Origin of the sequence: Rhizobium sp. AN80A, from assembly GCF_030053015.1 — a bacterium.
GTDB classification, from domain to species: domain Bacteria; phylum Pseudomonadota; class Alphaproteobacteria; order Rhizobiales; family Rhizobiaceae; genus Rhizobium; species Rhizobium metallidurans.
In genome coordinates, this window is sequence record NZ_JASJPX010000003.1 from 1,764,037 (window position 1) to 1,784,376 (window position 20,340).

The 20,340-nt window shown below is 57.9% G+C and carries 22 protein-coding genes; 13 read left to right on the plus strand and 9 right to left on the minus strand.

The annotated features are described in order from the left end of the window. Positions 1–6 precede the first annotated feature (6 nt). Both P3R82_RS20310 and P3R82_RS20315 read right to left on the minus strand, forming a co-directional pair. On the minus strand, positions 7–1,941 hold the full coding sequence (locus P3R82_RS20310) for an AAA family ATPase (RefSeq protein WP_283195081.1): 1,935 nt from the start codon (positions 1,939–1,941) through the stop codon (positions 7–9). A gap of 171 nt (positions 1,942–2,112) precedes the next feature. After that, positions 2,113–3,573 (minus strand): hypothetical protein, encoded by a 1,461-nt coding sequence (locus P3R82_RS20315; protein ID WP_283195082.1) that lies wholly within the window; start codon positions 3,571–3,573, stop codon positions 2,113–2,115. 630 nt (positions 3,574–4,203) lie between these two features. Between P3R82_RS20315 and P3R82_RS20320 the strand changes: the two genes are divergently transcribed. The 9 genes from P3R82_RS20320 to P3R82_RS20360 all read left to right on the plus strand — a co-directional run bounded on the left by P3R82_RS20320 (position 4,204) and on the right by P3R82_RS20360 (position 11,022). Further along, positions 4,204–4,650, plus strand: coding sequence for a hypothetical protein (locus tag P3R82_RS20320; protein ID WP_283195083.1), 447 nt, complete (start codon positions 4,204–4,206; stop codon positions 4,648–4,650). A 565-nt stretch (positions 4,651–5,215) separates the two neighbouring features. Next, a complete protein-coding gene (locus tag P3R82_RS20325) occupies positions 5,216–5,860 on the plus strand; it encodes a hypothetical protein (RefSeq protein ID WP_283195084.1) in 645 nt (214 codons plus the stop codon). Continuing rightward, entirely contained in the window at positions 5,860–6,684 is an 825-nt protein-coding gene (locus tag P3R82_RS20330; protein ID WP_283195085.1) for a hypothetical protein, read from the plus strand. Before P3R82_RS20325 ends, P3R82_RS20330 begins: the two co-directional genes overlap by 1 nt. 9 nt (positions 6,685–6,693) lie before the next feature. Next, entirely contained in the window at positions 6,694–7,710 is a 1,017-nt protein-coding gene (locus P3R82_RS20335) for a nucleotidyl transferase AbiEii/AbiGii toxin family protein (RefSeq protein WP_283195086.1), read from the plus strand. A gap of 107 nt (positions 7,711–7,817) precedes the next feature. Next, positions 7,818–8,201: a hypothetical protein gene (locus tag P3R82_RS20340; RefSeq protein WP_283195087.1), complete on the plus strand. Its 384-nt coding sequence runs from the start codon at positions 7,818–7,820 to the stop codon at positions 8,199–8,201. A 94-nt stretch (positions 8,202–8,295) separates the two neighbouring features. Then, complete coding sequence (locus P3R82_RS20345; protein ID WP_283195088.1) at positions 8,296–9,186, plus strand: PcfJ domain-containing protein; 891 nt, start codon at positions 8,296–8,298, stop codon at positions 9,184–9,186. A gap of 64 nt (positions 9,187–9,250) precedes the next feature. Further along, positions 9,251–9,541, plus strand: coding sequence for a hypothetical protein (locus P3R82_RS20350; RefSeq protein WP_283195089.1), 291 nt, complete (start codon positions 9,251–9,253; stop codon positions 9,539–9,541). Positions 9,542–9,874: 333 nt separating this feature from the next. Next, complete coding sequence (locus tag P3R82_RS20355; protein WP_283195090.1) at positions 9,875–10,264, plus strand: hypothetical protein; 390 nt, start codon at positions 9,875–9,877, stop codon at positions 10,262–10,264. Positions 10,265–10,536: 272 nt separating this feature from the next. Then, complete coding sequence (locus tag P3R82_RS20360) at positions 10,537–11,022, plus strand: hypothetical protein (RefSeq protein ID WP_283195091.1); 486 nt, start codon at positions 10,537–10,539, stop codon at positions 11,020–11,022. 437 nt (positions 11,023–11,459) lie between these two features. Here P3R82_RS20360 and P3R82_RS20365 read toward each other — a convergent pair whose 3' ends face one another. Continuing rightward, positions 11,460–11,618, minus strand: a complete 159-nt coding sequence (locus tag P3R82_RS20365) for a hypothetical protein (RefSeq protein WP_283195092.1) — start codon at positions 11,616–11,618, stop codon at positions 11,460–11,462. 298 nt (positions 11,619–11,916) lie between these two features. Here P3R82_RS20365 and P3R82_RS20370 point away from each other — a divergent pair, with 298 nt between their 5' ends. Further along, entirely contained in the window at positions 11,917–12,165 is a 249-nt protein-coding gene (locus tag P3R82_RS20370; protein ID WP_283195093.1) for a hypothetical protein, read from the plus strand. Beyond that, positions 12,162–12,413, plus strand: a complete 252-nt coding sequence (locus P3R82_RS20375) for a hypothetical protein (protein ID WP_283195094.1) — start codon at positions 12,162–12,164, stop codon at positions 12,411–12,413. Before P3R82_RS20370 ends, P3R82_RS20375 begins: the two co-directional genes overlap by 4 nt. A 16-nt stretch (positions 12,414–12,429) precedes the next feature. Here the strand turns inward: P3R82_RS20375 and P3R82_RS20380 are convergent, their stop codons facing one another. Then, a complete protein-coding gene (locus P3R82_RS20380; protein ID WP_283195095.1) occupies positions 12,430–12,747 on the minus strand; it encodes a hypothetical protein in 318 nt (105 codons plus the stop codon). 417 nt (positions 12,748–13,164) lie between these two features. On the opposite strand from P3R82_RS20380, the gene P3R82_RS20385 reads away from it, so the two are divergent. Together P3R82_RS20385 and P3R82_RS20390 are read left to right on the plus strand one after the other, a co-directional pair. Beyond that, on the plus strand, positions 13,165–13,374 hold the full coding sequence (locus P3R82_RS20385; RefSeq protein ID WP_283195096.1) for a hypothetical protein: 210 nt from the start codon (positions 13,165–13,167) through the stop codon (positions 13,372–13,374). Between the two features lie 344 nt (positions 13,375–13,718). After that, a complete protein-coding gene (locus P3R82_RS20390) occupies positions 13,719–14,390 on the plus strand; it encodes a hypothetical protein (RefSeq protein ID WP_283195097.1) in 672 nt (223 codons plus the stop codon). 217 nt (positions 14,391–14,607) lie between these two features. On the opposite strand, the gene P3R82_RS20395 is transcribed toward P3R82_RS20390, so the two are convergent. The 5 genes from P3R82_RS20395 to P3R82_RS20415 form a co-directional block, all read right to left on the minus strand. Then, the gene (locus P3R82_RS20395) at positions 14,608–15,642 is read right to left on the minus strand and encodes a hypothetical protein (protein WP_283195098.1); all 1,035 of its coding nucleotides are present in this window, start codon (positions 15,640–15,642) and stop codon (positions 14,608–14,610) included. A 102-nt stretch (positions 15,643–15,744) separates the two neighbouring features. Beyond that, positions 15,745–16,512 carry a sulfite exporter TauE/SafE family protein gene (locus P3R82_RS20400; RefSeq protein ID WP_283195099.1) on the minus strand — a complete coding sequence of 256 codons (768 nt, stop codon included), beginning with the start codon at positions 16,510–16,512 and terminating at the stop codon, positions 15,745–15,747. Positions 16,513–16,692: 180 nt separating this feature from the next. Further along, positions 16,693–17,718 (minus strand): ABC transporter permease, encoded by a 1,026-nt coding sequence (locus tag P3R82_RS20405; protein ID WP_283195100.1) that lies wholly within the window; start codon positions 17,716–17,718, stop codon positions 16,693–16,695. A 23-nt stretch (positions 17,719–17,741) separates the two neighbouring features. Continuing rightward, positions 17,742–19,286: a sugar ABC transporter ATP-binding protein gene (locus tag P3R82_RS20410; protein WP_283195101.1), complete on the minus strand. Its 1,545-nt coding sequence runs from the start codon at positions 19,284–19,286 to the stop codon at positions 17,742–17,744. A 57-nt stretch (positions 19,287–19,343) separates the two neighbouring features. After that, complete coding sequence (locus P3R82_RS20415) at positions 19,344–20,273, minus strand: sugar ABC transporter substrate-binding protein (protein WP_283196389.1); 930 nt, start codon at positions 20,271–20,273, stop codon at positions 19,344–19,346. Positions 20,274–20,340: the final 67 nt, after the last annotated feature.

Below are 20,340 nucleotides of genomic sequence, written 5' to 3' on the forward strand. Positions count from 1 at the left end.
GCACCTTCACACGGCAAGAGACAGTTGGGCGTCAGCTCGATAGCGAGCGACGGCGTCACGCACACCGTCGCCGTCGAGATAGCCGGTGCACACCAATTCGTCGGCCAGCCTTTCGATCAGGAAGCGATGATCGCGGATGACGTCCAATGCTCTCGTGAGGGCATCTTGGAGGATGTCATCCACTCGGCGATACAGCGAAAGATCGTACCGACGAAGCTCGGCGAGTTCGGACTCGCCTACGCTGACAGTCGATGCCAATCGATCTCCCATTCCCAGAGCAGCGAGCATGTGCGTAGCGATGTCCGAAGCCGCTCTGAGGTCCTCGGAGCAGCCGTCCGAATGTCGGCCAAAGAAAAGCCGCTCGGCCGCGATCCCGCCGAGCAGTCGGGCAATCTTCGAGGTGTAGAAGCCCTGGTCGCGATGGGCGGCGTCGATCTGCTCGAAGCTTGCCATTCCTGCGGCGCTCGGATGTTCATGCTTGCCGAGAAACACCCGGATACCCAGGAGGTGATCGGTTCCGATGACTTCGTTGACGACCGCGTGACCGAGCTCGTGGATCGAGATGAGGCGCAGCTCTTCCACCGTCCGAGGCTGACGAGCGGGCAACTGCTGACGCACATGCTCAAGGCTGACGTCAACCCGCTCACGACGTGCAGCACGACGGGCGTCGCGCGCCAGACGTTCGAGGCCTGCACCCGACATACCCTCGGTTTGCTCCATCAAGCTTGCGACGTCGAGATCGGAGCGCAGGTGCTGGCGCAAAATGCCAGCTCGCGCCTGGACGTCGGGCATCGGGATTTCAAAGTGCCGGTCCAGACGACCCGGGCGCAGGACTGCCTTATCAATATTCGATGGATCGTTGGTCGCGCCGATGACGACAACCCCCTCTCTGGCGATTGCGCCGTCAAGGCATTCGAGCAGTCCGTTGACTACACCACGGTTCCAGTCGTCATATCGGCCGCCGCCGAGCGAGCCACGAGTAGGAAAATTGTCAACCTCGTCGATGAGCAAGACCGAAGGGGCATGCTTGCGAGCCTCAGCGAACGCATCCTGCATCGCTTTCAGCAAGTCGCCTTGGTGTCCGCCGCCGGTTCCCAGCCAAGAGCTGTAGCTGCCGCCGATGAAATGTGCGCCGAGGGTGCGGGCAAGCGAAGGAGCGAATGTGGTCTTCCCGCAGCCGGGTGGGCCGGAGATAAGAGCGCCGTTGTCGACGTCTTCCCATTTGATTTTGCCATCTCGCCAATCTTCGATGTCTCGAGCCAATTCGAGACCCCACGCCTTGGCGTCTCCATAGCCATGCATCTCTTCGAGCGTTGGAACGACAGGAACGTTGCGGCCATCACCGGCCTTGGGCGATCCAAGCGTAGCTGCCTTGGCGATATCTTCCGCAGCCTGAATTTCGGCGTTCATCCGGGCGGTTTCGAAGATATCCCGCTGTGAGCGAAGCGCGACGAGCCGGCGACGCCAAGGCAACGCGATCAGATTGGCGGCGTCAGCCGCATCAATCGTCCGACCACAAAGCGCGGCGGCTTGGACGACAAGGATCGGGTGGAGTTCCACCGTGACGAGATTGTCGGCGAGATCGATGGAGCGATGGTCGAGTCCGTCAGCCCCATGATCTGCGAAAAAGATGGTGCAGCGAGCTTTGTCGAGGCCGACATCGAGCGCGCCGTCCCGAAGCGTCACGGACTCGATATAATGATACGGTGTTGCGATCGCGCCGTCGACGACATCAGAGACATCCCATCTGTCGTTGGACTCTTTCCGGCCTTGATGGATGATCATAGACGCTTCGTCCTGCCAAAGCTCGCACAACGTCGTCTGCGGCACGATGAAGACGTGGATGCCGGCAGGCGTCGGCCCAAAATCATCGATGATACGAGCGATGTGCAGGCGTGCGAGCGTGCGCTCGAAATCTGCGCGAACGAGACGTTCGGACATGTGATGCCCCTCCGCCACGAATAGCCGGTCCCTTTGGACCTGTTTGAAACTATCGGGCTATGATGAAGGGCATCGCTGGCAGTCTCCTCTTCGAGTTGCGCAACCATGCCGGGCACGGTTATGGATGTCAACGCGGCATCCGGGTGTCTGGTTAATCGGGTACGATCGAACTTAGAATGGGATGTCCGCATCATCGACGTCGTCGTCGCCGGCCATTTGGATGACACTGATCATCCTCAGCGGCGCGTCGTCGTATGTCAGCGCCTTGGGCTGCCACGGTTCTGTTGATGCCGCCACTGGTGACGCCTGCTCGACAACAATCGTTGGCTTGAGAGCCCGCTTAGGAACGACGACAGCTTCCGTCTGCTCGACGGGTTCGAAGTCGCGCATCGTGCCGAAGGAGAAGGTATCGCGCTTGTCGACCCAAATATCGAAGACGTCTTCGATGCCGTAGTGTTGCACGAGACCGATGAATTCTGCCGCCGGGATGCCAACGATCGGCTCACCGTACGAACGGACGGCGTGAAGGTCGGTTTGCCAAACGCTGAAAACGTTATATGGATGGGTTTCGATCAACGCCGCGGCTTGGCGGAAACGGGTCAGCGGAGGATAGAACTTCCGATCACGCGGCTTCATGTCGTAGACGGTCTTGATCATCTTCTCAGCCATCTTTGGAGCGATCCAGGCAAGGTTTGCCTCGCGAACACGCTTCGCCGAGCTGCCGACGGTGATGACCAGTTTCTCGATGTTATCCTTGGTGACGAAGGATACCGAGATTGGGAACCGATGGTGGACGCCCTTGATTGCCAGCAGTTCATCGAGCACGTGCTGCATCGTCTTGTCGAGGACGGACGCCTGCGTCTTCTCCGGCATTCCCACAAACTTGCGGAACTCTGATCTCGTTATCGCCGGGACTTGGTGAAGCAGCTTTCCCGCCTCTAGGCAGAGCTTTAGATAGAGGGGAAACGTGAACTTAGACGTGAACCGCGACATCGCGTTGAGCTCGACGTATGCATAGTCGCTGCTATGCAGCACGGCGAGTTTCAGGGCCTGAGGGAGGCGGAAGAAGACCTGGTCATGGCCGCGAAGCTCAGCAAGGTCTTCGTCGTGTAGCAGTTCAATCATCGGCATGCGACACAGACCCCGTGCGCCTGCCTGATTGAGGCGGAGCGTCATGAAGGCCTCAGAGAGGCGAACAAGCGCTAGCTTGACGCGGTGAATGCTGTTGAGTCCGAGGTAATTGACGATATCGGCGAGCCTGATGGAATGGACGTCTCGCCCGATGCCCGACTTTCTGGCTTCGGCGAAGAGCCTCCAGAACGCTGCCACGTCGTGAGCGCGCAGGGAGTTCGAGACAATATGCATGGTGTCCACGACGATGCGCGGAATCTCAAGGCGCGGCGAAGTCATCGCGTTTGTGTAGACAGCTTCCTGACTAAGGTTACGGCACTTGAGGCCGTACCTGCGATCGCCACGGATAATGTCCTTGCCAACGCGCTTCCGGAAGTGGTCCTTTACTGTGCCGTCTTTTTTGTGAGCGCGTAGATGACCGCCTCGCTTGCCGCTAAGGTCAGGGTACTTCCTTGGCAGTATTTCGATTTCTTCGACGGATGTTGATGAAGCCTGCTGCACGTCTTATGTCTCCCGAACACAATACAAGTATGTTTTTCGGCCATTCCAGACACAAGCGCTCAACAGTGTTTTTTTCTACTTTATTTCGTTTGCCTTTATTCCCAGTGTAGCAGGACGTACTTTCAAAATCTGTTGACGTGGTAGAAGATTAGATAACCAAGGACGGAGACGCGACATCGAAATTTAGACGTCGGCGAGTTCGGGATTAGAAGCCTACATTGCGATAGCAACTTGAAACCTGGGGTTCGGATTCATCCGGGATGGTTTCTAGGGCTTCGCCTTAAAAAAGGACGGGTCGCTTCGCTCGGTCTTTTGTTGCTCTGCCCGACGGCGGAGCCTGGAGCAAGCATCGGTTTAGATGAACGTCGAGAGCGTAGCGACCGAGATAGCTTTCCATGAATAAAGGGGTTCCCTTTGACAATGGGTTTCCTACTAATCATGGGCTCCTCTTAATTTCTTTGATATCCCTTTATCGCCCCGGCGTAGCGCCGGAGGCTTCTAGTGCGCCACAAGGTTTTCAAATTGATTTCTACATGTAGAAACTAAAAATGATTTCTACATGTAGAAATGACTTGCGTCGATCTTGGCCGATGAGCACACTTCTACATGTAGAAATGCTCGGGAGTGAGCATGATGCCGATTAACGACGAGATCGAAGAACCCACAGCGTCAGCCCGCGACGATTTGGGACTCTTGCGCGAGCTGTTGGATGAGACCGACGTCGTCGTCGCCCAACGTCCTGCGAAAAAGTCTCGCAAGCCTGCGGTCGGTATCGACGATATGACGCCTGATGAGTTTCGCGCGTATAAAGCCAGACTTCAAGCTGAGCGGCGCGCCAAGCTCAAGGAACAGGAAGCTGCCGGCCGCCTTCCGTTCGACACCGACACGACTCGGGACGCGCTCGCCGATGCGGCGTTGATGCTGCTCTACTCCGGAGGTCCCGGTGCGGACGCAGTCATGAATTACCTCGGGAAGGTCTTCTCGGACAAACCTGGCGCTCCGTTGACCATTGCCGCTCGGGTGCGGACACGGGCGCTCGAGCCGAAGCTCCTGCGGTTTGCGGGCAAGTCATCGTAAATCGACAATGGGACATCGGCGTCCCATTCTCACATCAGATTCCGATGCGTGTTGTCGCTTGCATCGAAACGCCGTTTCGTAGGCTTGCAACGGCGTTTCGGGAGAATTCAGATATGGCAAGCCAGTTTTACAGAACCACAGAGCGGCAGCGGACATCTGCCCAGGCGACACGCAAGAGACGCGCAGCGGCTGGCAAGCCTCAGCCCGTGATCGTCGACGAGGCGCTATCGTCGGCGATACGTTCCGCGCTCAAGCAGATCAAGACCCAGGGAGATCACACGGTGAAGTCGTCGGATGTCCTCAACTCGATATTCGCGTCCGCTATCGATCACCTTGTCGACGTCCGGGGTCTCGATAGACAGCAATGCTCTTCGGCTTTGTCTGCCCGTCTGATCAAGCGTCGGCGATACACGTGATTTCCAAAACTTTGTCTGTGTTCTCCCCATTACTTCCTAAACGTGAATCGGGATTCACTAAAAACACGGCGTTTCGACTGTCGGCGACGGGGCTACTTCCGCGCCGCCGGTCGTCGTAGCATGGGTCATTGATCAGAGACCACGATCCCATGGCCACCTATGAAGGCTCGGGCGATAAGCCCTCAGTCGCACTTCGGCTCAAGCGAGTAGAAGCAATCCTCGACAATTTACAGCCTGGAGAGGGAGCGCCGTCGGATATCGAGCAGGCGCTGAGCCGTCTCTACGACATGTCGTTGCGCGGTGGTTTGCACACGGGAGGCGACGTCACCGCCGACATGGTCGACGGGTTGTTTTGGTTCCGGCAGCAGTCGATCTCGTCCTCTGAGAAGAAGTCCATCGTCAGTGTTACCTACGGCGACACTGATCAACTGAACCGGGTCAAGGACATACCGCTCATCAAGCAGGTCCTCGGCATCGACCCAGCGTGGAATTTTGCCATCACCGATCCGAGCGCAGACCAGGATCGGGCGTCGCTGGTCGGAAACATCTACGGACACAAATCCATCTACGCCGATATGCACGACCGAGGGCAGAGCGTCGTCGGCATCGTCGGCAATCAGGATCAGCTGACGACGCTCTATGATGACCACGGCTCGGTTTGGAGGGCGATGTACGGTATTTACTACAATGGCGACGAAGACGCGCCGACCAAGTCATTGCTTCAAATGATCCGCGACCTCCGTGACGAGATCGACGATCTCAGGTCGCGCGTCGCCTACCTGGAGTCTCATTGATGAGCCTGAACCTCATCACCGATCTCAGCCGCCACTTCCGCGCTCTTGAGGCAGACGTCATGAAGGCGGCCGCTGCCACCTTGAATTCCACTGTATTCGAAGCCCGCGACAAAGTGATCTCGACGTCGAAGCGGACTTTTGACCGGCCGAAGGACTGGTCGACGTCTAAGGCGTGGGTGTTCACGAAGGCGAAGTCCTCCGACGGCGCTCGAATGTTCGCCGAACTCCGGGCAAAACCTGAGCAGGCGAAGGTGCTGCAATACCAAATCGACGGGGGTATCAGGCATAAGGGCGATCCTGGCGCAACCCGATACGACGTTCCCGTCGGTGTCGACGCCGCGCACACCGATGCGTTCGGCGGCATCGCCAGGGGAGCGCTGAAGAAAGTCGCGAAGGCGGCCGCCAAGGAGAAGAGGGATCGCCGGACAATCGCCGGCCGTCGCGCTGCCGTTCGCGGTCAACGCCTGACGGCGACGTCGGAGGCACAGCGATCCCGTGCGGCGCTGCGCCTGAAGCCGTTGAAGTGGGGCAACAAGTCCGCCAACGAACCCGGCACGTTCTTCGCGAAGATAGGCGACACCCGTGGCTACTGGACGCGTCCAGGCAGGTCGCTGGCGACGTCGATCCGTCGAAAGGGTCTCCGTTCCGTCCAGCCCCGCGGCGACAACAAGCCCAGGCTCATCCTGGCGTTCGCGGATCATGCAAAATACCGCAAGCGTTTGAAGTTCGCAGACGTCATGCAGCGTGCTCGCCTGGCTAAGATGTCGACCGCGAACTTCGCCCGCGAGCTGGCAAGAGTGCAGTCGCGGTCGACGTCCCCCTGAAACGTCGTTTTGTCTCTTGCGTCGCCGGCTCCCAGTCTTCCCTCAAAGGGAGACATCACTATGCAAATTCAAGACTTCAAGATCGCGGCCGAAGCGCTAGGCAGTTCACTCAAGCAAACCTGCCGCAACAAGGGGCTCGACGTCGAGATGGCGGCGTCGCGCCATATAGCGGACCGCCATCTCTACCACTGGCGTTCCGGATTCGGCGGCGCGGTCAAGATGGTCAAGGGTGGTTGCCTATTTGATCAGCATCTGCGCCCGACCGAGGACCTCGATATCGTGACGCCCGTTCGCTGGACCGAGACCGAGCTCGAGAAAGGCTTCGCGCGGATCGCGGAGGCACTGCGTACCGAAGGAATTTCGATCGATAAGATCAAGGTCAAGGAACTGGACGTCACCGACGTCGATCCTGTCGTCCGTGTCGTTATTCAGGGCAAATGCGGCACGCTGCGCGGCAACACGCACGTCGACATTACGTACGCCAGCGGGCCTTTCGCGTTTCCGCAAGACGTTCAGCCCCAAGAGTTGCCCTCGCTACTGCCGAAGAAATTTCCGGGTGCGGTCGTTCACGCCCAGCCTCTCGCAGCGTCCGCTGCCGAGAAATGGCTGGCCGTCCTAACTCAGCGTGACGACGATTGCCGGGCAAAACACGCGCTCGACTTGCTCAGTTTCGATGAGATGGGCGTCGATCCAGACGCCGTCGCTGTCGAACTGCTTCGCGTTGCGCGCCACCGGCGGATTCCACTGACGTCCTGTTCGCCGTCGCCGAAGGCGCTCGACTGGATCGCTTTCCTGCTCCGCGCGGACTCGTGGGACAGGACTGCGGCGCAGCGCCGGATTGACGGCTTCGATCTGCTGCAGTCGCACGCGATGCTGAACGATTACTGGGCGCGAACGCACCAGGCACTGACCCGCGCGGTTATCGCACAGGTCCGCCGCGACAATAGAACCAAGCCTTCGCTCGTCGATCGCTTGGCCGCCGGCCAGATCGCGCCGGGATATCGGCCACCGCAGCCGACGCCGTGAACAATTGGGCCGTCGGCTGTTTTTTGCAGAAACGGCGTTGCGTCATTCCGCCGGCGGCCACAGCATATTTGTACGGACGAAAAAGGAACGTCCCAAGGGAGACATCAATGACTGCACTGAAATCAATTCTCGAAATCGAAACGCGCCCAGAAGTGATCTTTGGTCACATTCACCGCCGCCACGCTGAAATCAATTCCATTCTCGGTGTCGGACCAGAGCGCGAGCGTCTGTACCAGACTCTCCAAGAACACGATCTTCTGGACCTGTATGTTATTCGGAGCTTCTTCAACGCGCTAACGAGATGCTTCGACCCGATCGATGAAGACATGAGACTATGGTCTGCTGTGGCAACCTTGGGCATCGATATAAACCTGCGAACATCGCACAGGTATGTCGGGATCAGGCTGGCACTCAAAGTGATGTGCCCAAGCGATGAAGCATGCACAGCTTACGACACCATCAACCCTAGTCCAGAGCTGAAGGCGGCCTGACCTACAATCACTAAAGCCAAGAGGGCGGCCACCGAGCCGCCTTTTTTGTTGCTTGCAAGCGTCCCCGTCACGCTCCCCATCAGGGAGACGTCACATGAAACACGATCATCACGAATATCAACTAGCGCTTTTCTACGTGTCATCCGAGCTCGATATGCCGGACCGCGTGCTCCAGCCGATCCGGCATATCGTCGACTACAGCCTCGGCAGGATATTTTGGCGGGATTGGCTTAGGTCTGATGAAATCGATCCAGAGTGGGTTCCGACACCAGGGGATCACGACGATCCAGCGTGGCATCGGGTCGACGGCTGGCCTGAGCAGGTCGGCGAGTACCTGCACCGGAAGTGGTCGCGCAGAGCGCAGTTGTGGATGCAATGGCACTCGGTAGATGCGTGGCACGTCGTGGACTGGCTCGTAACTGCTCGAGCAGACGGCCATGCTTGGCTGGCAAACGTTGACAACCAAGGCCGGCCGAAAAAGCTCATGAAGTGCGGCAGCCTCGACCGCCTCGTTCACGAAGCGACCAAAGGCCTGCGTGAACGCAACGCGCGCCTTGCTAGCGACGTCGTTCTCGGTCCGAATGACGAACACTTTGTCCACGACCTCGGTGCAGGTCACACGCTAGTTCGGCTCCGCTCGCGTGCAGCACTTCGAAAAGAAGGCATTCTTCTCAGACATTGCATCGGCCGAGGCAGCTACGACGACATCCTCGGCGATCCCGAGGCTGTCCTCGCGTCCGTGCGCGACCCAGATGGCGCACCCTTGGCGACGCTGGAGGTGCGCGGCGGCTACATTCGCCAGTTCCGATCGCGATCAAACTCAGAGCCGTCGGATGCGATCAAGAACCTGATTGCGGGCGCTGCCGATAGGTTCGGTTGGCGCGATTGGCGTGACCGGCCCGGCTCCCGCGCCGACAATCCGGACTACGGACCCGAGGCGGCGGTGATCCTCCGCGACCTGCCTCCACCCCGTCGCCGTGGTTGACCTGGCGGAATTCCGCCGGCGGATACATCATGGTTAGAGCCGCCAAGACCACAGGGAGAAGTTAGTGCAGCTACTCAATCATTTACACGACGCGCTGGAGAGGCATCTGCCATCGATCGTCGACGAAGGCGATCGACACGAAGCGCTGCGGTATCTGCGGGGCCTCAAGTCCGTCCTGGCCACGAAGGTCGATACGACGGGTTCTAACGTTATACCGTTCGATGACCATCTGATGCGACGTCGTCTCGAGCGCGCAATCGCTAAAACGCACGCTCGACAGATCGCCGAGGCCCGGCGGGTTTATCAGAGGGCGGCGGACGAGTTCGGATGGCATATCTACGATGACATCGACTGAACGTCTCACTCCCGACAACGAAGAACCTGATCGTCCCCCGCCTCCGCCGTGGGGGGAATGGTGGCTCGAAGCCTGGGAGCAGCGCGAACTCGACAACGCGGATGCCGAGGTACCATCACCGCTACCGTGAGTCATATTTTTGCGACTTGCATAAACCTCTAACGACCTTGGAAAGGTTTGATTCCGAGTCGCCGGCTACAAGGCGGGCTCAATATTTCGGGAGAAGTCCAATGTCGACGTCGATCCTCATCCACAGCCTTATACGTAGCGGGTCTTCTTCTCGCTATTCGGCTTGCGGATGCCGGTCAAAAAATCCGTCGAAAGGACTACCGCATGACTCCTGGCTCTTCGGCACCGACGCCACAGCCACAGGCGACTGATCTCAAAACCGAGACTGCCCTGCTGCAGCTTGCGCTGCAGTTGCATCATCTCCGCGCCACGGCTGACGTACTCGACGGCCGCAGCCTGACGCTCGACGACGACGGCTACATGCTGACTCCGAATGCTGTCCGGGAACCTGGACCGTGCGCCGTGTCGGTCGCATTTCCGGATGGCGTCGCCATTGGTGCCGTGTTCGTGACGCTGGGCTTCCCGTTCGCACATCCAAGCCTGGAACACGCGGTGACAATCGTCGCGAAGGCCAAGATGGAGTTGGAGACCGCTCGCGCGGAAGCGCAGCGTCTCATGAATGCCTTCGTGGGTGAGTTCGCAACCGCGGCGTAAAGCCTTTACGACCTCTACGTCCGCCCCGCATGCCGTAGAGGTCGTAAATTTCCGAGAATCGACAAACCGATAAAATGCCGGTCAATCGAGGAATGAGTTTTTCAGGCACTGCCGTTAGATCGGAAATCAGAGACAAAGAGAAGGAGAAGCTACCCAGGGCTACGATAGAACTCCGATCGCGAAGAAGTGGCGACAACCCAACCATATTGGCAATCGCGTTCAATACGGGTCACCGGCTCACCGCCTGCCGGTTGCGAAAGGAGTTCTCGACGATGTCGAAGCCCTATCACCAGCGCCCGGCCAGCCCGGCGCTTCCGTCCCCTCGCCCCGAAGTCGTCCGTCGCCCTGACGGCTACTGCCACGGTGAGGAGAAGTTCCACGTCTGGCGTACCGCCGGTCCTGATACCATCGATCGCGATCGCGGTGTAATCCGCGAATACTCGGTCTACGGTCTGCTCGACTGGCATTCCGGTCCACGCGCGGCGCAGCTCAACCTGTCTCGCCGATGGACGCTCCGCCTTCTTCTTGTCGACGACAAGATCACGGCGGAAGCGGAAGTATTGCTCTATCCGCGCGCCGCCAAGCTCGCGGGTTCCGAGCAGCCTGAACGCGGTACAGTGATCACGTTCCCGGTCTCGACGTCCGATGAGGACGCTGAGGTTCGCGAATTGACGCGCTACGTGCTGCGCCTGGCCGCCTGGGCGAGCAAGCGCCTCGGTCCTGCCTTCGAGAACTATCTCGAAGAACAGGTTCTCTAAGTCTCTGCAAGCCCTCGGCGTCTAACCGCGCCGGGGGCTTTTCCTGCCGGCGAGGCCGCGGCATTCCCATTGTCAGCACATCATAGTCTCAGACAATACAGGGAGAGATTTGATCTCTGAGAACTGGAAAGAGACTAAACCTGCAGTCGGTAGCGAGGAGCCTAAGCCATTTGCAATGCCACGCTATCGCAAGCCGATCCCCCCGCAGAGGACCTTGCAGGCACGATGATCGAGCTACCAAGTTTCTATGCTTCAACCACTTCGTGGACTTGGCGAGAGCTCGAGGAGCGTTTGCCCGCGGTAACGCTTTTCCTCTGCACTGTTAGCCTGTTCCTTCTCAGCGCATGTCTTTTCCTCTTGTTTGGCCTCGCAGCATGTGGAGTCATCCCAATCTCATAACGGGTACAATACCTGTTGTGCCACGAAAGACCCCGCCATCAATGCGGGTCTTCTTTTCCCTGCTGCATGCAGATTTCCGCACCGACCCCGTCAACCAGGATGTGCCCATGCCGCCCGAACTCGATTTTCACATCGCGGAACTTGCCGTAACAACTAAAGCACGAAGACCTCTGAAACACGGCGATCATGACGGTCATCGCCGCCGGCTTGGCGTACTAGGCATACAGGACAGTTGCCCACGCCGCATTTTTTGGTTTCATCGCATTCGCCGTGGTGGTGATGGGCAATCGTATTTCAGGCGAGCTGTAGCGCTGGCACTAAGATCGAGGCTAACAAGCTTGGCATGTAGTCATCCGGGAGCAGCGCCGCCGAAAATGCCCCCCGGACACGGTCTCAATCTCCCGGTACAAGTCGCCGACCCGAGATGGAGACCCGAGACGCCGATGCTCACACCATTCGAAGCCCGACAACGCTTGTTTCAACACCTCACCACCTATGGTCGCATACTGGCGCGATATCCCCGAGGCGCAGCTCCTCGCGGGCACTCCCGACGGCGATCCCGTTCAAGAGCGCTTGTCAGGCTTCTTGTTTTCCACGCTCGTCGCGCTCGACGGCAGCGCCGCGCTCCCGGGTTTCGATCTTGTCCCTCGTGACGACGAGGAGTGGCCATCAACGTCCATCAATGCGGACGTCGAGTTGCATGCCGCATTTCCCGAAGGAATTATTCCACAGAGGCACAAATGATCATTCCAGCCGAGTTCCTGAGCCTGAAGTTGCTGTGTTGGAACCGCGATCCGAGTGTCCCAATCGACTGTGGGACCGCGTGGACCCTGTATAAGCGCAACTGGCGGCTTGTCTGGCAGGACACACTCGATCAGACCGAAACCGAGCTGATCGAGAGCCTGCAAGTTGAGTTCGGCCAAGTTCTCCTCGGCACCGAAGGCGATCCGCCACCCTGGGCGCAGCGCGACGGATCACAAACGGAAAAATGACCGGCGGAGTGCTTGATCACGACGTCGCGTATTTCTTCATAACCAGCTCGGTGTGGTTGCGGACAAAATCGTCTTTATGCTGCGTCTCGGGATCGGATAAATCTTTGGCTTCGACCATGCCCCAAAAACCAGGACCAAGTCGTGTCTTTCCCGCCGTCTTTCTATAAACCAGTACCGACAGGACGACACCATTCTCGTCATGCGAGTCCTTCGAAATTTTGTCCAGCATCGCGCCGATCCGCGTGCGGTGCGCGGGCGTCGTGGTGACCAACCCAATCCAATCCATGATCGGCTTGTAGAAGGTCCTCGTGTCGCCCTTAGCAGTTGTGTCCATCAGGCAGCCGCGAACGCCCTTAACGGAGTGTAGTTACGGCTTCGTCGCCGGCCAGCGATCTGCCGCCAGCTCGACGTCGCGGTTGATCTGGCTTCTTTCCGCCGGCGACCTCATCATCGATATAGTCCCATACGACAGCGAGAAGTCTACACAGCTGTTTCATCACCTCCACGACGCGTTGGCGAGGCATTTTCCATAGATCGTCGGCGAAGACGCGAGGCACGAGGCGCTGCGGTTTGCGACGTGTGAGGATCAGAATCGATATAAGACGAGGTTAGAAAACGCCGGCTTGGGGCGCTGATGGCTAGTGGGAGGTAGTCTTACCCCTCATTGACCTTTTTTGGACACCGCCATTGCTGCCGTGCAATAGACGCAGTTTTGTGCGATGTGGCAGTCCTACTGCAGAATGAAGCCCGCATGTATGTCGTGTCGATCGTAGACCGAGGCGAAGAAAGAAACTTTCTCGCCACCGCTATCACCTTTGCGGACTCCCACGTCAATGCGACGATCAATGGTGCTGAACGAATGTTTGAGCTGTGCCACCTGATTGACATCGAACACGTGGGGGCCATCACCAACGGGAGAACGTCGCAGCGGAGCGATACCCCTCAGCGCTATCTGGCGTGATCGGCAAATTCAGGCGGGCCCGAACGACGCCGATTGCCGTGTTCGAAGCCAATTTAGCGGAAAACGGTTTTTGGCAGACTTCAAGAAACGGGATCGCGGTCTCAACATGTTCCGTACGCGCATCCGTAACGGAATGCGAGAAGGTCAACATTTTGCAGGGCACTACTCGGTGACCGTACGCGCTGTGTTCATCCATGCTCCCGGTTCAAGCCGATCATCGGGATCAAGCACTTCGAACTCCGCCAAGTTCTCCAATGGCGGTCAAGCAAACCTCACCCCACTGGAGGATTTAAGTTCAAAATTCGCGTGTTATAGATCGCCGAACTAGGTTTCGAGGGAAGCAAATGCGACAAGTGATATTGGCTCTTACGGTAATACTTTCACCTGCAATCGCCTTTGCGGAATGCAATTTTGACAAGCCCGTGGGATCATGCCGTGCGACGATATCAATCGACAGCACCTCGGGATCGAAAGGAAGCTATTCCGCCGAAGTGACGGTGAAAACGTCGGCATCCTCTTGCTCGAAGGTCGAATACTTCCTCGACAACACCCCGCAAACGACCGTAATTAAGAGCGGCAACACCGAAGACGAAAGCCTATTTGGGACGCGGCCAATCACCAAGAAATCGTTGCAGGTCAAGAGATGCACGCAGTACGCATCGAAAGAGGCCGAGAGGAAGAGACCGGCTGGGGACGGAGCCGCTGACAGCGTTGGAGCACGATATTTTCAAGGAACGTGGACGGGTACGATTGGCTGGGGAATAGCGCGCGGCCCTGTCACTTTGGATATCTCTGTGAAGGGCACCCGTGGGAGCGGGTCATCACAGTCCAGCGTCGGAGGTCCACAACGGATTGACGGGGCAATTTCGGGCAACCGCATGACCTACCAACATGTTGACGAAGAAGAGATCGTGACCGTCGTGCTTACAAAAGTGAACGACAATACCCTCTCCTACGACGCTTCGTCAGCGCAGGGTGGAGCGATCCACGTGACCGGGAAGCTGACCCGCCGTTAGCCGCGCGCATCCGCATTTCTTGGTTTCCAGCCGCTGCCTATTGAGGTGCCGAGATGTGCGCCCTTTCGGAACTCTGACAGTTAGGCTTGCGCCGATCTGTGGCAAAACGATGAGCCATCGAGGCTAGAATCAGGCCGTCCGTGAACCGCCTCCTGCCGCATTTTCAAGCCTGTGGAATTCCGTAGTCGCGTCATTCGCCGAGCGGAGGCGCAGAGACCTACTGCACGAGATTGTACCTGTTCATCTCGATGAACTCGTTGCATTTAGCGCCCCACTGTATCCGAACACTATCAATATCTTCTGCGTCGAAGCGAGGGCGATATAGCAGCATGATATTCTCGCGGTAGGCCCGGTCCGCAACCTCGTGTAAGCCGTATCCGGTTGCGTAAGATTTGACGGGATTAACGATCCACTCAGTCACGTGGGCGTCCAACAGGTCCATGTTTTGTTTGGCGAAGGCGAAGCCGAGAAAAACGACCTGGCTCGCGCGGCTGATCGCATAGTGCATTCCCTCGACCAACCTCGGGTCTCGTACCGTTTCAGACCAAGTCTGTATATTCTCGGCCATTTGGGAGAGGTTGTCTGTGTCACCATACGGAAATAGGCTTAGGGGACCAAGCGAACCGTAGGGGTGAATGATATTCATCTCATCGACGATCTGCCGTGCCATTTCCCGACCGACAGCAGGATAAGCGTGCACGATCGCCGTTTCGAGGTAGTGCTCGAGGCATCGGTCGTAGTTGAAGCAAATGATCGTAATGTTTCTGCCAATCTCATGAACTTCGCTTGCCTTCACGCCGTTGAAGAGCGCCTTGGCAAAAGTGCTGATCCACGATTTATTTGCAGTTTTGAAGCCAGCGGCTGCATTGAATTGCTCGTGGCGGAGAAGGCTACTCTTTTCTGCCGCGGCAATGGCGTAAGCGATCTGCAATTTGCCCAGCTCTGCGATCCGGGCATCGTCAGAATGTCGAAAAATGTACTCGTCGATGCTCTCCGCCATGTCGATCGTCTCCGAGATTTTACGCATTACAGAAAGCTTTTCATTCAGGAGATCGACGTCGCCTTGTTGGCTCATATTAATGCCTCTGGCGATCACCTCGTAAATCTGGACGACACCCTCTTTCAAACCACCATGGTCGAAGCGGTAGAGACAGTTTTGAGCGATAGTCTCCATGAGCTGCGAGCCGACGGGCATGTCGAACTCTGCGCTGGCTCCAGCACCAACTACGAATACGGTGTCATCACGAAACATGAGGCTCCCCCAGCAATTAGGGGATTAAGGCGAAGAGGATGATTCCCTGCAACCGGAAATATCGAGTGCTCGGCATGGAAAGCGCGACGTAAGCAACCTTGCTTAACCAGACAAGGCCGCTCCTAAGTAGTCGAGGATGAGCTTGAGGGAAAGGATCAGCAGCGTGATTTCAATGATCCTGAAAAACACACCATCTGGCAACATCTGCGTCAGCCTCTTCCCGACGATCGTCCCGACGATTGCCGCCGGCGCGAGCCACAGAACCAGCTTGGTATCGAAGTTGGCGAATTGGTGAAGCTCCCAGTACGGAATGATCTTTGCCGCGTTGACGATGGCAAACAAGATCGTCGCCGTGCCCGCGAACTTCATCTTCTCCAGGTTTTGCGGAAGGACGTACATCTGGAAAGGCGGCGCGCCCGAATGCGAAACGAAGCTAGTGAGCCCCGTTAGCATGCCCCAGAACGTCCCTGGCGCAACCTTGGCATCTGCCTCGCCCCGGCTCGCACGGTAACGACGGCCAAACCATGCGTTCAAACAGAATAACACACCGACAAGCCCCACCAGCATGCCGATGAACAAGCTCGACAGGTAAGCGCTGAACCCCCATCCGACCGCCACGCCGACCAGAGATGCAGGGGTTAGTATCAATAGGTTTCGACGCGAATAGCTGTGCCGATAAAGGTACAGACCTACCATGTCGCTGGCGACGAATATCGGCAACAGGAGTGCAGCCGCGGTTACCGGAGAAATGACAGTTGCCAGCAATGGCACTGACAACGTCCCGACCGAGGGTAGCCCTCCTTTCGACAGACCGACGACAAAGGCAGCAATCGCCGCGATTGCGACGATAAAGGGGGTGTGTTCGATCATGACTGAACCCGTAAACCCTGTGCAAAGAGAGAAGTAGGAGCGTCGACGGCGCTCATTCGATCCCGTCAGAACGTCCGCATCGTGTATCCGTGCAAAGGGAGCCAATAAGTCGAACGCCGGCTTAGCCGGCGTTCATTGCGGGCTTGACCGCAGGGGTGATCAGGCCAAATCGTTCGGCAATCAGACCTTCTTGCGCTTCTGCCTGTACACGTCGGCCACGACAGCGGCCACGATGATCGCGCCTTTGATGATCTCTTGGTAGTATGCATCGACACGAAGGAAGGTGAACCCGGACGACATAACGCCGAGAATGATCGTTCCGATAACGGTACCGGTGATCCGTCCCACGCCCCCAGCGAGCGAAGTCCCGCCGATGACCGCCGCGGCGATAGCGTCGAGTTCATACATCACGCCCATTCCGGACTGGGCGGTCTGAGCGCGAGCAGCGGTGACGATGCCCGCCAGTCCGGCCAAGGCACCAGCGATCGCATAGACCTTGATGAGATGTGCTTCGATGTTGATACCGGAAACACGCGCCGCCTGCGGGTTAGCCCCGATCGCATAGGTGAACTTGCCGTAGCGAGTGTAGCGGAGCGCGATGTGAAAGATCAGGGCGACGACGAGGAACACGATAACCGGCCATGCACCGCTACCAATGAAGTTGAACTGGTCAGTCAGTCCGGAGACGGGTTGACCTTTCGTGTACCACTTCGAGATGCCTCTGGCGGAGACCATCATCCCGAGCGTCGCAATGAACGGAGGGATTTTCGTGTAGGCGATCAGCCAGCCGTTGACCAATCCAGCGGCCAGTCCGATCACAATACCTGTTGCAATGGGGATGATGGCCGGCAGATCGGTCAAATCCGGATAGATCGCTCTGGTCCATGTCGAGGACTGTGCGAAACCCGCCGCGACCATCGCGGTCATGCCGACGACCGATCCAGAGGAAAGATCGATGCCACCGGTGATGATGACCTGCGTGACGCCCACGGCAATGATACCAATCACGGAGACCTGGAGGACCATGATCGTCAGGCGCTGCGAGTTCATCAAGAAGCTCTGGTGGACGAAAATCCATCCCAAGATTTCATAAACGAGCGCGATACCGACAAGCACCAGGAAAATGCTCAGTTCCGTCGGAAGCCTGCGCTTACGCCTTGGAGAGTGATCTTGGGTTGCCGTTTCGGCAAGGGCTTTGCTTTCCATTTTAAATCTCCTCCGATCCGGCTTCAGCGGGATGCGAGTTCCATGACCTTGACTTGTGTGGCCTCGCTACGATCCAAGAAGCCAGTTACTTTGCCTTCGTGCATGACCATGACGCGGTCGCTCATGCCGAGAACCTCGGGCATCTCCGATGAGATCATCAGTACGGCGACGCCCGCCTTCGCGAATTCGGTGACGATCCGGTGGATTTCGGCCTTTGCGCCGACGTCGATCCCACGCGTCGGTTCATCAAGGATCAGAATCCGCGGATTGGTGAGCAGCCATCTGCCGATAAGGACCTTTTGCTGATTACCCCCAGAAAGGTTTTCAATGCGCTCGTACAGGCCTGGCGTCTTCACTCGAAGGCGCTTTGCCATAGCCTCGCAAGCGTCCTCGACGGCGCGCTCTTGCACGAATCCGCCCTTGACGAACCTGTCGTGCAATACGGCAACCTGCATGTTTTGCAGGATATCCAGGATCAGAAGACACCCAGTGTCCTTCCGATCCTCGGTCAGGAACGCCATGTGGTTTTGAATAGCGATTGCCGGCGACTTGATGTCCACCCGCTTGCCGTAAAGGTCGATCGTGCCGGAGCTCGCAGGTGTGACGCCGAAGATCGTCTCGGCGACATTCGAACGTCCCGATCCGACGAGACCTGCGACGCCCAGGATTTCACCCGCCCGCACCTCGAAAGAGACGTTCTCGAAGACCCCGTTCAACGTCAAGTTCTTGACTGAAAGGACGACGTCGCCCATCGCGACCTCCTCCTTGGGGAACATCTGGGTGATCTCGCGCCCAACCATCATCTTGATGATGTCGTCGCGGGTGACGTCGGACGCCGCGTGGGTGCCGATGTAGCGGCCATCGCGAAAAACAGAGAACTCGTCGGCGATTTCGAACAGTTCGTTCATCTTGTGTGTGATGTAAACGATCCCGATCCCATGCGAACGCAGGTCACGGATGATCTGAAAGAGATGCCCGACCTCGGTTTCCGTCAGCGCGGAAGTCGGCTCGTCCATGATGAGAACGTCGGATTCATACGAAACCGCCTTAGCAATCTCGACCATCTGCCTGCTCGCCACGGACAGATGCCGCACCTCGATCTCCGGGTCGATGTCGATCCTCAGGCGCTTAAAGAGCTCCTCGGTCATTCGACGCATTTCACCATGGTTCACGAAACCGAGCCGGTTGCGCGGCTCGCGACGAATCCAGATATTCTCCGCAACCGTCATGAACGGCATCAGGTTCAGTTCCTGATGGATCATTGCGATCCCGTTCTCGAGCGCATCGAGAGGAGACTGCAGTCTGATGGGCACGCCACGCAACGTGACGTCGCCCTGGTCAGGCGTATAGATGCCGGCCAAAATCTTCATCAAGGTACTCTTGCCGGCTCCATTCTCGCCCATAAGGGCATGGACGGTGCCCCGCTTGAGGCGGAACGAGACATCGTCGAGAGCCAATACCCCAGGAAACTCCTTCCTGATGCCTTCCACCGCAAGAAGGTACTCGGAGTTGGGGACGGCACCACTGCGGCGAACCGCGGCCATCGTAGATGGACTGATCGAAGTCATAACTCGCCTCCCATTTAGACAATTGGGGCGCGGTTTGGCACCGCGCCCCAGGTACCGTTAGTTCTTCGCCGTGTACTGAGCGAGGTTGTCCTTGGTGACGAGTTCGAACGGGATGTAGGTCTTCTTTTCGACCTTTTCGCCGCGCGCCAGCTTGAGGACGGTGTCGATAGCGCCGACGCCCTGACCCTTCGCGTTCTGGAACACGGTAACGTCGAGATCGCCGGCCTGCATTGCCGCGAGGGCATCCGCAGTCGCATCAACGCCGCCCACGACGACCTTGTCCATCGGCTTGCCAGCTGCCTTGAGAGCCTGGATCGCGCCGAGCGCCATTTCGTCGTTGTTGGCTATTACGGCGTCAAACTCGCGTCCAGCAGAGAGCCAGTTGGTGACGAGGTCGAGCGCCGGCGTACGCATCCAGTTCGCGGTCTGCTCCTCGACCACCTCGATGCCCTTGCACTCGGGAGACGCCAGAACGTCGTGCGTCGCCTTGGTGCGGCCGCGCTGGCCCGTCGTACCGAGCTGGCCCTGGATGATTACAGCCGTGCCCTTGCCGCCGAGCATCTTGCAGACGGTCTGGGTTTCGAGAGTGCCTGCCTGCTCTTCGTTGGAGCCGACAAAAGCCTGCTTGTCCGGAAGGCTGTCGACGTTCGAAGGAGCATTGTTGACGAACACGATTGGAATGCCGGCTTCAGCCGCACGCTTGGAAATGGCAGCACCCGAATCCGCGTCAACGAGCATGATGACGATCCCATCGACACCTGCGGCGATGAAGTTGTCGACCTGGCTCTGTTGCTTTGCGATATCGCCCTGGCCGTCTTCTGTGTTCACCGTGACGTCCTTGAGGCCCTTCGCATGGTCTTCCATCGAGTGGCGAAGGCCAGTCAGCCAGTTGTCGTCGAAGAGCGACATGGCGACACCGATTGTCTCGGCGTGGGCGGCTGCCGACGTCATGGCAACGATTGCGGCACTGAGCATCAACTTCTTCAGTTTCATTTTCTTCTCCTCCACAGTGACACGGTGCCCCTCGGCGACCGCTTGAAAACCGGCAACAGTT

Excerpts from the sequence above, each read along its gene's own strand:
- P3R82_RS20365 (WP_283195092.1), bottom strand. The coding sequence starts at position 11,618 with ATGACCGTCATGATCGCCGTGTTTCAGAGGTCTTCGTGCTTTAGTTGT.
- P3R82_RS20370 (WP_283195093.1), top strand. The coding sequence starts at position 11,917 with ATGGTCGCATACTGGCGCGATATCCCCGAGGCGCAGCTCCTCGCGGGC.
- P3R82_RS20345 (WP_283195088.1), top strand. The coding sequence starts at position 8,296 with ATGAAACACGATCATCACGAATATCAACTAGCGCTTTTCTACGTGTCA.
- P3R82_RS20395 (WP_283195098.1), bottom strand. The coding sequence starts at position 15,642 with ATGTTTCGTGATGACACCGTATTCGTAGTTGGTGCTGGAGCCAGCGCA.
- P3R82_RS20380 (WP_283195095.1), bottom strand. The coding sequence starts at position 12,747 with ATGGACACAACTGCTAAGGGCGACACGAGGACCTTCTACAAGCCGATC.
- P3R82_RS20310 (WP_283195081.1), bottom strand. The coding sequence starts at position 1,941 with ATGTCCGAACGTCTCGTTCGCGCAGATTTCGAGCGCACGCTCGCACGC.
- P3R82_RS20410 (WP_283195101.1), bottom strand. The coding sequence starts at position 19,286 with ATGACTTCGATCAGTCCATCTACGATGGCCGCGGTTCGCCGCAGTGGT.
- P3R82_RS20405 (WP_283195100.1), bottom strand. The coding sequence starts at position 17,718 with ATGGAAAGCAAAGCCCTTGCCGAAACGGCAACCCAAGATCACTCTCCA.
- P3R82_RS20385 (WP_283195096.1), top strand. The coding sequence starts at position 13,165 with ATGTATGTCGTGTCGATCGTAGACCGAGGCGAAGAAAGAAACTTTCTC.
- P3R82_RS20320 (WP_283195083.1), top strand. The coding sequence starts at position 4,204 with ATGATGCCGATTAACGACGAGATCGAAGAACCCACAGCGTCAGCCCGC.
- P3R82_RS20375 (WP_283195094.1), top strand. The coding sequence starts at position 12,162 with ATGATCATTCCAGCCGAGTTCCTGAGCCTGAAGTTGCTGTGTTGGAAC.
- P3R82_RS20330 (WP_283195085.1), top strand. The coding sequence starts at position 5,860 with ATGAGCCTGAACCTCATCACCGATCTCAGCCGCCACTTCCGCGCTCTT.
- P3R82_RS20390 (WP_283195097.1), top strand. The coding sequence starts at position 13,719 with ATGCGACAAGTGATATTGGCTCTTACGGTAATACTTTCACCTGCAATC.
- P3R82_RS20340 (WP_283195087.1), top strand. The coding sequence starts at position 7,818 with ATGACTGCACTGAAATCAATTCTCGAAATCGAAACGCGCCCAGAAGTG.
- P3R82_RS20360 (WP_283195091.1), top strand. The coding sequence starts at position 10,537 with ATGTCGAAGCCCTATCACCAGCGCCCGGCCAGCCCGGCGCTTCCGTCC.
- P3R82_RS20400 (WP_283195099.1), bottom strand. The coding sequence starts at position 16,512 with ATGATCGAACACACCCCCTTTATCGTCGCAATCGCGGCGATTGCTGCC.
- P3R82_RS20325 (WP_283195084.1), top strand. The coding sequence starts at position 5,216 with ATGGCCACCTATGAAGGCTCGGGCGATAAGCCCTCAGTCGCACTTCGG.
- P3R82_RS20355 (WP_283195090.1), top strand. The coding sequence starts at position 9,875 with ATGACTCCTGGCTCTTCGGCACCGACGCCACAGCCACAGGCGACTGAT.